Source organism: Streptomyces sp. LS-MS-L19, assembly GCF_058382285.1.
The window spans coordinates 3,383,637-3,396,861 of sequence record NZ_JBYCLL010000001.1 but is presented as its reverse complement, the minus strand read 5'-3'; the positions used below and the strand labels follow the sequence as shown (position 1 = coordinate 3,396,861).

The following is a 13,225-nucleotide window of genomic DNA, read 5'->3' as shown; positions in this document are numbered from 1 at the left end:
TCCGGATCGTCGCTTCACTGTCACGATGTTGAGCCGCCGGTCCGGGGTACGCATAGACCCCGTGCGGGTGGGAGGTGCCCGTAGGGCGGAGATGGCGGAGATGACCGACGAGAACGAGACGGCGTGGCTGGGGATCGACCTCGGCACGCAGAGCGTGCGCGCGCTGGTGGTCACGGCCACCGGAACCGTGCTGGGCCGGGGCTCCGCTCCGCTCGGCGGCCGGCGCGAGGGCGCGCGGCACGAGCAGGACCCGGGGGAGTGGTGGGAGGCCGTGCGCACGGCGACCCGGGCGGCGCTCACCACTCGGACGGGCGTACGGATCGGCGGCCTCGCGGTCTGCGGGACGTCCGGGACCGTGCTGCTGACGGACCGGCAGGGCCGCCCGACCAGCCCCGCACTCATGTACGACGACGCCCGCGCGGCGACCGAGGCGGCCGGACTGCGGGCGGCGGGCCTCGCGGTCCAGGACACCTGGGCGCTGCCGAAGGCGCTGTGGCTCGTCGCCGCCCACGGCAGGGGCCGGGTCACCCACCAGCCCGACACCGTCACCGCCCGGCTGGTCGGCGCGCCGGTGCCCACCGACTCCAGTCACGCCCTGAAGACGGGCTACGACCTTCAGCGCGACGCCTGGCCGGACATCGCCCTCGACCTCCCCGAGGTGGTCCGCCCCGGCACCCGGCTCGGCGAGGTCTGCCCGGCCGCCGCCGAGGCCACCGGCATCCCGGCCGGGACCCCGGTCGTCGCCGGGATGACCGACGGCTGCGCGGCCCAGATCGCGGCGGGCGCGCTGCGGCCCGGCTCCTGGAACTCGGTGCTCGGCACGACCCTCGTCCTCAAGGGGGCCGCCCCGGAACCGGTCCGGGACCCCACCGGCGTGGTCTACAACCACCGCGCACCGGACGGGACCTGGCTGCCGGGCGGGGCGTCGAGCGTGGGCGCGGGTGCCCTTCCGGCGGACGCCGACCCCGCGGCCATGGACGAACGGGCGGCCGCGTTCGAGCCGTCCGGCGCGATCGCCTACCCGCTGGTGTCGCGCGGGGAGCGGTTCCCGTTCCGCGCCCCGGACGCCACGACCTTCCTCCTCGGCACCCCGGCCGACGACGCCGACCACTGGGCCGCGCTCCTCCAGGGCGTCGGGTTCGCGGAGCGCCTGTGCCTGGACTACCTGCACCACCTGGGCGCCCCGCTCGACGGCCCCCTCACCTTCACCGGCGGCGCGGCCCGCAGCGCCTACTGGAACCAGCTGCGTGTCGACATCCTGGGCCGCCCGGCCCGAGTCCCGGAACAGCCGGAACCGGCTTTGGGGATGGCCGCGTTGGCGGCCCACGGCGTCACGGGGGAGCCGCTGGCGGACGTCGCGGAGCGCATGGTCCGCATCCGCACGACGTTCGATCCCAACCTGAAGCGCACCACCCTCTTCGCCGACCCGTACGCCCGCCTCGTCGACGAACTCACCCAGCGGGGCTGGCTTCCAGCTCCGGTCGCGGCGCAGGCGTACAGCCGACTGAACCCACCCAGGGGCGCGGGGAACTGCGCGACCAGCCCCGACGGCGCCGCACCTACCGACTGGACCAGCCCATGACCACAGGCACAACCCTCCTCCTGACCCGCCACGGCCAAACCATCTGGCACGCCGAGAACCGCTACGCGGGCGTCAGCGACATCGGCCTCACCGACGAGGGCCGCGAACAGGCGGAGGCACTCGGGAGATGGGCCACCACCCACCGTCCCGACGCGATCTGGACGTCGAACCTGTCGCGGGCGATCGCCACCGCCGAGCCGGCCGCACGGGCCCTCGGCATCACCCCGAACCGCGAACCCGGCCTCAGGGAGTGCGACTTCGGCGTGGTGGAGGGCCGCACCCTCAACGAGTTCGCCGCCGAAGTCCCCGACGCGGCCGAGGCGTTCCGCGCGGACCCGGTGACGTACCCCTTCCCCGGCGCGGAGGATCCGACGGCGGCCGCCGCCCGCGGCACCGCGGCCCTGCGCCGCATCGCCGCCGCCCATCCCGGCGAACGGGTCCTGGTCGTCGCCCACAACACCCTGCTGCGGCTGGTGCTGTGCACCCTCCTCGGTATCCCGCTCGCCCAGTACCGCAGAGTGTTCCCGCGGTTGCGCAACGCGGCGATCACCGAACTCCGCCTCGACAAGGACGGATCCGCCGCACTTCTCTCGCTCAATGTGCCGTGCGAGCAGGACCGGTCGTAGCACGATAGGACCATGACGGAGATCGACACCTCGGTGCCGCATTCGGCCCGGATCTGGAACTACTGGCTCGGCGGGAAGGACAACTACCCCGTCGACGAGGCGGCCGGCGACGCCTACACCGCCGTCTTCCCCGGCATCGTCACGATCGCCCGCAGCAGCCGGGCCTTTCTCGGCCGCAGCATCCGGTACCTGGTCGAGGAGGCGGGCGTCCGCCAGTTCCTGGACGTCGGGACCGGGCTGCCGACGGTCGACAACACCCACGAGGTCGCCCAGCGCTTCGCCCCCGAGGCGAAGATCGTCTACGTCGACAACGACCCGCTGGTCCTCGCCCACGCCCGCGCCCTGCTCACCTCCACCCCGGAGGGCGAGACGGCGTACGAGGACCTGACGCTGTACGAGCCGGAGAAGATCCTCGAGGCGGCCTCCCGGACCCTCGACCTGACCCGCCCCACGGCCCTGATCCTCAGTGGCATCCTCGGCCATGTCACCGACTACGACCTGGCCCGGGACCTGGTCCGCCGGCTGCTGGCGGGTCTGCCCTCCGGCAGCTACCTGTGCGTCAACGACGGGTCCCGCGGCACCGACCCGGACTACGAACAGGCCCAGGACGCCTACAACGAGACCGGTGCGGTGCCTTACTTCCTGCGCCCGGTCGAGAAGATCGAGGCGTTCTTCGAGGGCCTGGAGCTGGTGGACCCGGGTGTGGTGTCGGTCCCGCTGTGGCGCCCGGACGGCGACGCGGCACCGGCCCCGATCGGCCAGCACGGCGGTGTGGGCCGCAAGCCCTGACGGCCCCCGAACACGGAAGGCCCCCGCGAGTCACGTCCTCGCGGGGGCCTTCCTTTCTCCACCCGCCCCCGTGAAGGTTGAGAAGACGATCACGAGGCGAGGCGCCTTATTGCAAGTGGCTTGCAACTACACATTAGCAACAGGAAGCGCCTTCTGTCGTGCGTATCCGGCGACCGCCAGCGCCAGCGTCATCGCGCCCGTCGCGTACAACTGCACCCGCGTGCCCGGTTCCCGGGCCATCAGCACGAGGATCGCCGCCATGCCCGCCAGGGCGGCCCAGGTCAGCAGGGGGAAGGCCCGGGAGCGGCGCAGCCGCAGGTGGGAGACGGCGACGATGGTCCACACGACCAGGACCACCGCGCCGATCATGTTGAGGAGCCACGAGAAGACGTCGTCGGGCCGCCAGTAGCTCAGCACCACACAGCCGAAGCCGAAGACGCACGAGACCAGCACCGCGATCCGCGGGACGCCGGCGGACACCCGGCCGAGGGACTTCGGGCCCAGACCGCGCGTGACGAGCGAGTAGGCGATGCGCGAGGAGCCGTAGAGGTTGGCGTTCATCGCGGAGAGCAGCGCCACCAGCACCACCACGTTCATCAGCTGCCCGGCACCCGGGATGCCCAGTTCGTCGAGGGCGGCGACGTACGGGCCCTTCTCCACGACGGCCCTCGCGTCCCAGGGGACCAGCGTGACGATGACCGCCATCGAGCCGACGTAGAACAGCGCGATGCGCCACATCGCCGTACGCACCGCGCTCGCCACCCCGCGCACCGGGTCCTCCGACTCGGCGGCCGCGATGGTGACCGTCTCCAGGCCGCCGTACGCGAAGACCGAGGCGAGCAGGCCGACGACCAGGCCCTCGCCGCCGCCCGGGAAGAAGCCCCCGTGGCCGGTGAGGTTGGCGGTGCCGGGGGAGTCCGTGCCGGGCAGGACGCCGGCGATCGCCAGGGCTCCCAGGACCAGGAACAGGCCGATCGCACCGACCTTCAGGGCGGCGAACCAGAACTCGAACTCGCCGAAGTTCTTCACCGCGGCCAGGTTCGTGGCGCAGAGGACCAGCATGAACAGGGCCACCCAGGCCCACTCGGGGGTCCCGGGGAGCCAGCCGGTCACGATCTTCGCGGCGCCGATGCCCTCCAGGCCCACGGCGGTGCACAGCAGCACCCAGAACGACCATCCGGCCGTGAATCCGGCCCACGGGCCGATCGCCCGCTCGGCGTGCGCGGAGAAGGAGCCGGAGGAGGGATACGCGGCCGACATCTCGCCGAGCATCCGCATCACCAGCATCACGAGGAGGCCGGAGAGCGTGTAGGCGAGGACGATCGACGGGCCGGCGGCGGCGATCCCCGCGCCGGAACCGACGAACAGTCCGGCGCCGATCACCCCGCCGAGGGCGATCATCGACAGATGGCGCTGCTTGAGACCGTGGGAGAGCGAGGCGGCGGACTCTTGTGGAGCCTTGACCGTGGTGCTGGGCATGGGCGCGGTTCGTCCAGTGCGTGAGACGGCAAAAACGCCCACAGTCTGGGCGGTCTCCCCTGGCCAGAGAGGAGACCGCCCATCATGCGGACGGGTCCGGCACCTGCTGTGACGACGCGGCTACGGCCGTGACTACGCGGCTACGGCCGTGTAGTGCGAGGCGTCGCCCTCGATCGAGTAGCTCTCCTTGCCCTCGATGTTCACCGGGATGTCCCCGGCGACGGTCACCCGGTGCAGCCGGCGCGGCAGACCGTCGTAGTTGTCGACGGCGTAGTGCTGGGTGATGCGGTTGTCGAAGAGGACGAGCTGGTTCTCCGACCAGCGGTGGCGCAGCAGGTTCTCCGGCCGGGTCACGTACGACTGGAGGATGTCGAGCAGCTTGCGGGACTCGCCGGTCGACAGGCCCACGATCCGCTGCGCGAACCCGCCGATGAACAGCCCGCGTTCACCGGTCAGCGGGTGCACCCGCACCACAGGGTGCGCCGTGCGGTACTTGATCGAGGTGAACTGGGCGCGCCGGGCGGCCTGTTCCTCGTCCAGCGTCTCCTCCGGTACGGCGTAGTCGTAGTCGTTGGTGTGCTCGGCCCACAGGTCGTCGGCGAGGCGCCGGAGGGGCTCCGGGAGGTCCCGGTAGGCGGCCGCCGAGTTGGCGATCAGGGTCTCGCCGCCGTACGGCGGGATCGTCAGGCTGCGCAGGGTGCTGGCCTGGGGCGGGTTGAGGACGAACGTGACGTCGGTGTGCCAGTGGTTGGCGGCCCGGCCGCCCTCGCTGTCGACCGGCAGGACGTTCGGGGAGCCGTCGATCGCGGGCACGGTCGGGTGGGCGGTGGTGAGCTCGCCGAAGTGCCGCGCGAAGGCCTGCTGGCCCGCGTCGTCGAGGTTCACGTCACTGAAGACCAGCGCCTTGTGGGCGTTGAGGGCCTCGCGGAGAGCGGTGGCCGTCTCCTCGTCGAGCGGGCGGGAGAGGTCGACGCCGGAGATGTGGGCGCCGATGTTCGCGGTGACCTTGCGGATCTCGATACCGGACATGGGAGGGGTCCTTCCTAGGCGTAGACGGGCTGGACGTGCTGGTTGGCGGGGCGGGGGAGGCCGTAGCGCTCCCGCAGGGTCGTGCGCGGGCCGTACTCCGTGCGGAGCAGGCCGCGGGCGCGCAGGATCGGGACGACGTGGTCGACGAAGGCGTCCAGGCCGGAGGGGAGCACCGGCGGCATGATGTTGAAGCCGTCGGCGGCACCCTGCGTGAACCAGGTCTCGATCGCGTCGGCGACCTGCTCGGGCGTACCGGCGAAGGTGAGGTGACCGCGGCCGCCGCCGAGCCGCCCGATCAGCTGCCGCACGGTGAGCCGGTCGCGCCGGGCCAGCTCCACGACGAGCGTGTACCGGCTCTTGGCGCCCTCGACGGCCGACTCGGGCGGCAGGTCCGCGGGCAGCTGGCGGTCCAACTCCAGTGCGCCCTCCGGAAGTTGCAGCAGTCTCTCCAGGTTGGCCACGCCGTGCCGGTGCACGATGTGGTCCTCCAGCTCCTGCTCCTTCGCGAGCGCCTCGGCCTCCGTGGCGCCGATGACGGGGACGATGCCGGGGAGCACCTTGATGTGCTCGGGATCGCGACCCGCGCTCGCGGTCCGGGCCTTGAGGTCGGCGTAGAAGGCCCGCGCGTCCTCGATGGTCTGCTGCGCGGTGAACACGGCCTCCGCGTACCGGGACGCAAACTCCTTGCCGTCCTCGCTCGACCCGGCCTGCACGAGCAGTGGGTAACCCTGCGGCGAGCGGGGGACGTTGAGCGCGCCCTCGACGCTGAAGTACGTCCCCTTGTGGCGGGGCGGGTGGATCTTCGCGTCGTCGCCCCAGACGCCGGCCGCCTTGTCGCCGACGATCGCGTCGTCCTCCCAGCTGTCCCAGAGCTTGAGGGCGACGTCGAGGAACTCGGCGGCCCGGGCGTACCGCTCCGCGTGCGCGGGCTCGTGCTCCAGACCGAAGTTCCGGGCGGCCTCCTTGCCGGCGGTGGTGACGATGTTCCAGCCCGCCCGGCCCCCGCTGATGATGTCCAGCGAGGCGAACTTCCGAGCCAGGTTGTAGGGCGAGTTGTACGACGTGGACGCGGTCGCGATCAGCCCGATGTGCTCGGTGGCCGTCGCCAGTGCGGTCAGCAGGGTCAGCGGCTCCAGCGCACCGGCGGGCCGCTGGGCGAGACTGCTCCACAACTGCGGCCCGTCGGCCAGGAACAGCGAGTCGAAGGTCCCCCGCTCGGCGATCTGGGCGAGCCGCACGTAGTGCTCGAGCGACACATGGGCGAACGGATCACTCTCGGGCAACCGCCAGGAGGCTTCGTGGTGCCCGGTGGTCATGAGGAAGGCGTTGAGGTGGAGGTGGCGGGGCATGGGGGTTCCTTTGCTGGAGTGAGAGCAGGGGGCTTGTGAGGTGCCGGGTTCGGCATCTTTCAGCCCGTCCGGCGTTTGAGGACGAGGCCCTTCGGGCCGATGGGGGTCTGGGGGCGCAGCCCCCAGGGACGGTCACCCGGAGCCGACGGAAACCCCCAGCGCCGCCAGCAACCGCACCCGGTACTCGTCCCGCGGACGGTCACGTTCGATCGTCAGGTCCAGCCCGATCCGACCCGCCTCCAGCACCAGCACCCGGTCCGCGAGGACAATCGCCTCATCCACGTCATGGGTGACCAGCAGCACCGACGGCTGATGCCGCCTCCACAACTCCCGCAGCAACGCGTGCATCTTGATCCGCGTCAACGCGTCCAACGCCCCGAACGGCTCGTCGGCCAGCAGCAGCTCCGGCTCCCGCACCAGCGACCGGGCCAGCGCGGCCCGCTGCTGCTCACCGCCGGACAGCTCGCTCGGCCAGGCCCGTTCCCGTCCCTTCAGCCCGACCTCGGCGAGCGCCTCCCGGCCCCGCTCCTCCCCGTCGGTGCCCAGCAGCACGTTGTCCAGCACCCGTCGCCACGGCAGCAGCCGCGAGTCCTGGAAGACCACGGACACCCGCTCGGGAGCGGTCAGCTGCCCGCTGCCCACCACCTCGTGGTCCAGCCCCGCCACCGCCCGCAGCAGCGTGCTCTTGCCGGAACCGCTGTGCCCGAGCAGGGCGACGAACTGTCCGGCCGGGATGTCGAGGTCGATGCCGTCGAGGACCGTACGCCCGTCGAACGACCGGGTCAGGCCGCGCAGTTGTACGGTCGGCCGGGTCAGCTGCTCAGTGTGCGGCGCCATGACAGCACCCTCCGTTCGATGAGACGGACCGCGCTGTCGGAGACCAGGCCGAAGACGCCGTAGACGACGAGACCGACGAGGATCACATCGCTCTGGCCGTAGTTCTGGGCCTGGAACATCATGTAGCCGAGTCCGCTGGTGGCGTTGATCTGCTCCAGGACGACCAGGCCGAGCCAGGAGCCGGTGACGCCGAGCCGGAGTCCCACGAAGAATCCGGGCAGCGCGCCGGGAATGACGATCTGCCGTACGAAGGCGAACCTCGACAGCCCCTGGACCTCGGCGAGTTCGACGTAGCGGTGGTCGATGCCGGCCAGCGCGGCATGGGTGTTGAGGTAGATCGGGATGTAGACGACGATCGCGATGATGGCGACCTTGAAGGACTCGCCGATGCCCAGCCAGAGGATGAACAGCGGGATCAGGCCGAGGGTCGGAATCGCCCGGTTGAGGTTCACCGTCCCGTCGATCAGCGCCTCGCCGACCCGGCTGAGCCCGGCGGCCAGGGCCAGCAGGACACCGGCGGCCAGACCGATCGCGAAGCCGGACGCGGCCCGCTGGAGCGAGGTCAGGATGTCGGTGGGCAGGGTCCCGGCGGTCCACAGGTGGGCGCCGGTCTCCACCACCGTCCAGGGCGCCGGGATCGCGGCGGTGTCGAGCCGACCCGCGGCGGAGGCGGCGGCCCACAGCGCGAGCAGGAGGACCGGTCCGACGAGCCGCGCGGCGGGCAGCCGCCTGCCGGGGGAGAGCCGGCGGCGCCTGCGGACCTGCGTGCTCACCTCGGGCGCGGCGACGGCCACCGTCGTGGTCACGGCGCTCACCGCTGGTACTCCGCCGGCACGGACTTCGCGGCGATGCCCTCGAAGCGGTGGTCGAACAGCTCGCCGACGTCGAACTTCTTCACGAAGCCGCCCTCCGCCAGCAGATCCGCGGTCTCCTGCTCCCACTTGATCGCCTCAGCCCAACTCGGCGGGAAGAGCGGCTTGTTGGCGAGCGCGGCGACCGCCTTCGCCTGCGGGAGCGTCAGGTTCTGCGTCTTCACGTAGAACTCCTCGTTCCAGAGGTCGGGGTTCTCGTACGTCCACACCTGGCCCTTGGCCCAGAAGGGGATGTAGGCGGCGACCGCGGCGGCCTTGGCGGGGTCGCTCAGCACCGAGGCCGGCGCCCACAGCAGGTTGAGCAGGTCGACCACGTCGGTGGTGATGGCGTGGGCGCCCTTCGCCTCGTACTGCTGGAGGTAGGCGGGCGCCTGGCTGTTGGCGAGCGGGGCCACGTCCACCTGGCCGGACTGGAGCGCGGTGAAGAACTGGTTGCTGGTGAGCGGGACGAGCTTCACCTCGTCGTAGGAGAGCCCGGCCTTCTTCAACGCCCGCAGCAGCACGACCCCTTGGGCCTGCCCCTGCGAGAACGCGAGCTTCTTCCCCTTGAAGTCCTCGACCGTGCGGATGTCACTTCCGGGCTTGGTGGCGAAGAGGTAGTTCGGCTTGCGGGTGATGTTGATCGCGACGATCTTCGCGTCGAACCCCTGGAAGTGCGCCTGGATCGGCGGGATTCCCGCGTTGTTGGCGACGTCCAGGGAGCCCGCGCGGAATGCGTTGATGACGTCGGGACCGGCGCTGATATTGGCCCAGCTGGACACCTTGAACGGTAGTTCCCCCAACTTCCCGAGTTTCAGCTGAAGTTGCTGGGTGCCGGAATACGAGGAGATCTTCAGGCTCGTACCGGCCGGGACCTTGGCGGCGAGCGGGGCGGACAGGGCGTCCTTGCTGTCGGCGGCGGCACTGCTGCCGGCGCAGCCGCTCAGGCCGGCGACACCGGCCGCGGCGCCGAGGACCGAGGAGAGGAACAGCCGCCGGTCGATGCCGGACGTGCGGGAATTGGGCATGGGAATGCTCCCTGAATCAGTGCAGGAGAAAGTCACGAAAAAATGCGTTCACGCAGGGGAAATGAGCGCGTCACACGGGGCAACGTGTCAGCAACAGAAGGCGCGACAGTGCAGGTTCGGGCTCATGAACAGGATGTTCTCCGTTCCGTGGAAGCCCTGTCAACATTCGGAGTTTCTGAATTAAATAGCCTCAGGTGAAGCGGCCAGGGGATCCCGGTAGAGCACGTCGAGGGCCACCGAACCGCCCGCCACGGCAAGGACGGAATCCGGGAAACTCGACGGCACGACGGAACTCGCGCGGTCGTCGCCGACCCCCTCGCGCAGGGCGAGGAGGCAGTCCTCCCGGTGCAGGATGCCGACCTCGGTCACCACGACCGTCTCCGGGTTCAGCACGTCGAGCAGCAGCCGGGCCGCCCGCCCGACGGCGTTCGCCCGCTCCACCAGCAGCCGCAGCGCCGCCGGGTCACCCGCGGCCGCCGCCGTGACCACGTGCATCGGGTTCACGCCCTCGGTGACCCCGGCCCGCCGGGCCCGCCGGCACAGGGTGCGCTCGCTCAACTCGGCCTGGAGGCAGCCGGTCCGCCCGCACGCGCAGGGCTCGGTGCCGCCCGGCACCGGCAGATGGGCGATCGCCCCGGCCTGGGAGCGCGGCCCGTGGTGCACCTCGTCGTTGGTGGCGAACGCCGCGTCCACCACGTTGCCGACGAACAGATGCAGCACGCTCCGGCTGCCGCGCGCCCGCCCGAACAGCCGCTCCGCGTTGACCAACGCCCGCGCGTGGCCGTCCACATGGACCGGCAGGCCGGTGCGGGCGCCGAGCAGCTCACGCACCGGCACCTCGCGCCAGCCCAGCAGGGGGTGCTCGACCACGGTCCCGGAGTCCCGGTCCACCCAGCCGCCGGCCGCGAAGCCGACCCCCAGGCACCTGAGCCGCGGGGACCGGTCGAGGAGCGCGGTGAGCCCGGCGGCGGCCCGCGCCAGGATCGCGGGGGCGTCGCTGCCGTCGATGCCTCCGCAGCCGTCGGCGCGGTCGTGCCGCAGCTCCCGTACGGCCACCACCCGGCCGCGCAGATCGAGCAGCGTGACGGTCGTATAGGGGACGGCCACATGGACGCCACCCACGACGAACCGTGAGTCGTCCAGGTCGACGGGCACATGGGGGCGGCCCACACCCTGGGAGCGCTTGGGCACCTCCGACTCCCGGATCAGGCCGAGCTCGGTGAAGCGGGAGCAGTAGTCCGTCACGGACGCCGGGGACAGCCCGGTCAGCCGGGCGATGGTGCTGCGCGCCACCGGCCCGTGCTCCAGCACGGACCGCAGGACGACACTGGCGCTCGTCCGGCGCCGGGAGGTGGGAGTGGGGGTGGCAGGGGGCACCGCGGTACGGGGCATGGAGGACCGTCCTCGGGAACGGGGGCCGACACGTCTCGGAGGGCGAGGCGGGCCGGAGCCCGTCTCACACCGGACGGCGACAGACGGCCGTGCCCACGCGTCGCAGGTCGACGTGGCGACGCGAGGAGAAGTACCGGGACTGGGCGACCATGTCTGGAAGGGTAGGTCAGGAAGGGTGAATCCGACCAGACCACTAGGGTTCGTTTGGTGATTCCCCACAGCCGTGTGCACAGGCCCCCCTGTCGCCCCGGCCACCTCACCTCAGTGACAGGGGTCACGCCGGACCGGGTGTAACCCACACTCTTTGTCCGGAGCCCACCAAGCCCCTGTTCCCCGCTTTGTCGACCGTTGACGGTGATCGGCTCCAGGGCGCCGGGATAGCGTCACCGTGTCCCCCGTCGTTCACCCCCGCGGAGTCCCCATGAGCACCGCCGTCGTCCCCGCCCGCACCGGTCAGGTCCTCGCCGACCTGATCCCCGCCTCCCGCGTGCGGGACGTCGCGCTCGTGGTCGGCGGCGCCGCGCTCACCGGTCTCGCCGCGCAGCTCGCCGTGCCCGTGCCGGGTTCCCCGGTGCCGGTGACCGGCCAGACCTTCGCCGCGCTGCTCGTCGGCACGAGCCTCGGCGCCCGCCGCGGTGTCGCCTCCCTCGCGCTCTACGCGCTGGCCGGCCTCGCCGGTCTCCCGTGGTTCGCCCAGGGCACCTCCGGGTTCTCCGTCTCCTTCGGCTACATCCTCGGCATGATCCTGGCCTCGGCCGCGGTCGGCGCCCTGGCCCGCCGCGGCGCCGACCGCAACGTCTGGCGGACGGCCGGCACCATGCTGGTCGGCGAGGCGATCATCTACGCCGTCGGCGTGCCCTACCTCGCCTACGCCGCCGACCTGTCGCTGTCCGCCGCGATCGCGGCCGGCCTCACCCCGTTCCTGCTCGGCGACGCCCTCAAGGCGGCCCTGGCGATGGGCGTCCTGCCCACCGCGTGGAAGCTCGTCAGGCGCTGACACCCCGCCGCAAGAGGCTCGCCGGGTCGTACCGCGACTCCAACTCGGCGAGCCTCTCGCGCGTTTCGGCGTCGTGCAGCCCCTCGGTCCGGTCCCCGGCCCCGAAGGCGAAGTTGACACTGCGGCCCAGGGTGACGGGCGCGAGCAGCGCGAAGGCCGGATCCAGCAGCGCACGCGCCCGCCGCCGCTCGCCCATGGTCAACAGCCGTACCAGGAACCGCCCTTCGCGGTACGGCACCGAGTTCGGCGCCGGTCGTGCCAGCGCCCCGCCCAGATGGTTGATCTGTACGACGACCATGGCGCCCGCGTCCGGCCCGGTCCGCCCGAGCAGCTCACCCGCCCGCTCCACGTCCAACTCGCCCAGCACCGCGCTGTCCCCGTAGTAGCTGTGCGGGACGTCGGGATCGCTGTGGATGGTGTGGCTGTCGGCGTACGGCATCTCGCGCAGGGTGTCCGCGAGCACCGGCCCGGTCTCCCGCAGCGGGGCGAGGAGTCGCTCCCCGCCGGTGCCGGTGTACGCGACCCGGACCGAGAGGACGTACCGCCCACGCAGGTGCGGCGGCAGCGCCGGCAGGTCCGGGTACGGTACGGCCGCGAAGGACGAGGTGAGCCTGTCCGGCACGGTCCTGGTCCACTCCTCGTACGTCCGCAGCGCGGCCGCCGGATCGACCTCACGTCCGTCGAAGGCGAGCGAACCGCCGTAGAGCGTCCGCACGGGGACGAGCCCGATCTCCAGCTCGGTGACGACACCGAGGCGGTGTCCGCCGCCGAGGAGACCCCAGTACAGCTCCGAGTCCGGGGTCACGTGCCGTGGCCGGCCGTCCCCGGTGACCACGTCGAGCGAGCGGACGTGGTCGGCGGCGTAACCGAACTCCCGGGCCAGGATGCCGAGTCCGCCGCCGAGCGTGTACGACACGGCACCGACGCCCGGCGCGGAGCCGTTGAGCGGCGCGAGCCCGTGCGGTGCGGCGGCCGCCACCACGTCACCCCAGCGGACACCCGCCTGGACGCGGGCGGTACGGGCCCCGGCGTCGATGGTCACCCGGTCCATGTGCCGGGTGCTGATGAGGACTCCGCCCTCCACCGCGCCGGGCAGCCCGTGTCCGGTGGCCAGCACGGTCACCGGCAGCCGCGCGTCGGCCGCGTGGCGCACGGCGGCGACCACGTCATCCTGGGAGCGCACCGGGAACACGCGGTCGGGGCGCAGGGCGAACCCGGTCTGGAAACTGCTGACTTCGTCGTGGGTCGAGGTGTTCATGCCGGACA

Annotated in this window: 13 protein-coding genes; 4 read left to right on the top strand and 9 right to left on the bottom strand. The window is 71.9% G+C overall.

Annotated elements, in window-relative coordinates; all coding sequences use genetic code 11:
• Positions 1-100 precede the first annotated feature (100 nt).
• Genes AC2XR2_RS14980 through AC2XR2_RS14970 form a run of 3 tightly spaced genes read left to right on the top strand, consistent with a single transcriptional unit; the run spans position 101 to position 2,997 of the window.
• Entirely contained in the window at positions 101-1,582 is a 1,482-nt protein-coding gene (locus AC2XR2_RS14980; RefSeq protein ID WP_491515284.1) for an FGGY-family carbohydrate kinase, read from the top strand.
• The gene (locus AC2XR2_RS14975) at positions 1,579-2,208 is read left to right on the top strand and encodes a histidine phosphatase family protein (protein WP_491515283.1); all 630 of its coding nucleotides are present in this window, start codon (positions 1,579-1,581) and stop codon (positions 2,206-2,208) included. The genes AC2XR2_RS14980 and AC2XR2_RS14975 overlap by 4 nt, the downstream gene beginning before the upstream one ends.
• A gap of 12 nt (positions 2,209-2,220) precedes the next feature.
• Positions 2,221-2,997 (top strand): SAM-dependent methyltransferase, encoded by a 777-nt coding sequence (locus tag AC2XR2_RS14970; RefSeq protein ID WP_330266917.1) that lies wholly within the window; start codon positions 2,221-2,223, stop codon positions 2,995-2,997.
• Between the two features lie 126 nt (positions 2,998-3,123).
• Here AC2XR2_RS14970 and AC2XR2_RS14965 read toward each other — a convergent pair whose 3' ends face one another.
• The 8 genes from AC2XR2_RS14965 to AC2XR2_RS14930 form a co-directional block, all read right to left on the bottom strand.
• Positions 3,124-4,476 (bottom strand): amino acid permease, encoded by a 1,353-nt coding sequence (locus AC2XR2_RS14965; RefSeq protein WP_491515282.1) that lies wholly within the window; start codon positions 4,474-4,476, stop codon positions 3,124-3,126.
• Between the two features lie 132 nt (positions 4,477-4,608).
• Positions 4,609-5,505 (bottom strand): TauD/TfdA dioxygenase family protein, encoded by an 897-nt coding sequence (locus tag AC2XR2_RS14960; RefSeq protein WP_491515281.1) that lies wholly within the window; start codon positions 5,503-5,505, stop codon positions 4,609-4,611.
• Positions 5,506-5,519: 14 nt separating this feature from the next.
• Positions 5,520-6,854: an LLM class flavin-dependent oxidoreductase gene (locus AC2XR2_RS14955; protein ID WP_491515280.1), complete on the bottom strand. Its 1,335-nt coding sequence runs from the start codon at positions 6,852-6,854 to the stop codon at positions 5,520-5,522.
• Between the two features lie 132 nt (positions 6,855-6,986).
• Complete coding sequence (locus tag AC2XR2_RS14950) at positions 6,987-7,691, bottom strand: ABC transporter ATP-binding protein (RefSeq protein ID WP_491515279.1); 705 nt, start codon at positions 7,689-7,691, stop codon at positions 6,987-6,989.
• A complete protein-coding gene (locus AC2XR2_RS14945; RefSeq protein ID WP_330266922.1) occupies positions 7,667-8,506 on the bottom strand; it encodes an ABC transporter permease in 840 nt (279 codons plus the stop codon). Before AC2XR2_RS14945 ends, AC2XR2_RS14950 begins: the two co-directional genes overlap by 25 nt.
• Positions 8,503-9,570, bottom strand: a complete 1,068-nt coding sequence (locus AC2XR2_RS14940; RefSeq protein ID WP_491515278.1) for an ABC transporter substrate-binding protein — start codon at positions 9,568-9,570, stop codon at positions 8,503-8,505. Before AC2XR2_RS14940 ends, AC2XR2_RS14945 begins: the two co-directional genes overlap by 4 nt.
• 180 nt (positions 9,571-9,750) lie before the next feature.
• A complete protein-coding gene (locus AC2XR2_RS14935; protein ID WP_491515277.1) occupies positions 9,751-10,962 on the bottom strand; it encodes an ROK family protein in 1,212 nt (403 codons plus the stop codon).
• Between the two features lie 64 nt (positions 10,963-11,026).
• Positions 11,027-11,113, bottom strand: coding sequence for a putative leader peptide (locus AC2XR2_RS14930; protein WP_353963568.1), 87 nt, complete (start codon positions 11,111-11,113; stop codon positions 11,027-11,029).
• 270 nt (positions 11,114-11,383) lie between these two features.
• Here AC2XR2_RS14930 and AC2XR2_RS14925 point away from each other — a divergent pair, with 270 nt between their 5' ends.
• Positions 11,384-11,959, top strand: a complete 576-nt coding sequence (locus tag AC2XR2_RS14925; protein WP_330266925.1) for a biotin transporter BioY — start codon at positions 11,384-11,386, stop codon at positions 11,957-11,959.
• On the opposite strand, the gene AC2XR2_RS14920 is transcribed toward AC2XR2_RS14925, so the two are convergent.
• Positions 11,949-13,217, bottom strand: a complete 1,269-nt coding sequence (locus tag AC2XR2_RS14920; RefSeq protein ID WP_491515276.1) for an FAD-binding oxidoreductase — start codon at positions 13,215-13,217, stop codon at positions 11,949-11,951. The genes AC2XR2_RS14925 and AC2XR2_RS14920 overlap by 11 nt on opposite strands.
• Between the last annotated feature and the right edge of the window lie 8 nt (positions 13,218-13,225).

Bases quoted from the DNA above. Each gene is read 5' to 3' on its own strand.
- AC2XR2_RS14975 (WP_491515283.1), top strand. From the start codon at position 1,579: ATGACCACAGGCACAACCCTCCTCCTGACCCGCCACGGCCAAACCATC.
- AC2XR2_RS14940 (WP_491515278.1), bottom strand. From the start codon at position 9,570: ATGCCCAATTCCCGCACGTCCGGCATCGACCGGCGGCTGTTCCTCTCC.
- AC2XR2_RS14960 (WP_491515281.1), bottom strand. From the start codon at position 5,505: ATGTCCGGTATCGAGATCCGCAAGGTCACCGCGAACATCGGCGCCCAC.
- AC2XR2_RS14950 (WP_491515279.1), bottom strand. From the start codon at position 7,691: ATGGCGCCGCACACTGAGCAGCTGACCCGGCCGACCGTACAACTGCGC.
- AC2XR2_RS14925 (WP_330266925.1), top strand. From the start codon at position 11,384: ATGAGCACCGCCGTCGTCCCCGCCCGCACCGGTCAGGTCCTCGCCGAC.
- AC2XR2_RS14955 (WP_491515280.1), bottom strand. From the start codon at position 6,854: ATGCCCCGCCACCTCCACCTCAACGCCTTCCTCATGACCACCGGGCAC.
- AC2XR2_RS14965 (WP_491515282.1), bottom strand. From the start codon at position 4,476: ATGCCCAGCACCACGGTCAAGGCTCCACAAGAGTCCGCCGCCTCGCTC.
- AC2XR2_RS14970 (WP_330266917.1), top strand. From the start codon at position 2,221: ATGACGGAGATCGACACCTCGGTGCCGCATTCGGCCCGGATCTGGAAC.
- AC2XR2_RS14920 (WP_491515276.1), bottom strand. From the start codon at position 13,217: ATGAACACCTCGACCCACGACGAAGTCAGCAGTTTCCAGACCGGGTTC.
- AC2XR2_RS14930 (WP_353963568.1), bottom strand. From the start codon at position 11,113: ATGGTCGCCCAGTCCCGGTACTTCTCCTCGCGTCGCCACGTCGACCTG.
- AC2XR2_RS14980 (WP_491515284.1), top strand. From the start codon at position 101: ATGACCGACGAGAACGAGACGGCGTGGCTGGGGATCGACCTCGGCACG.
- AC2XR2_RS14935 (WP_491515277.1), bottom strand. From the start codon at position 10,962: ATGCCCCGTACCGCGGTGCCCCCTGCCACCCCCACTCCCACCTCCCGG.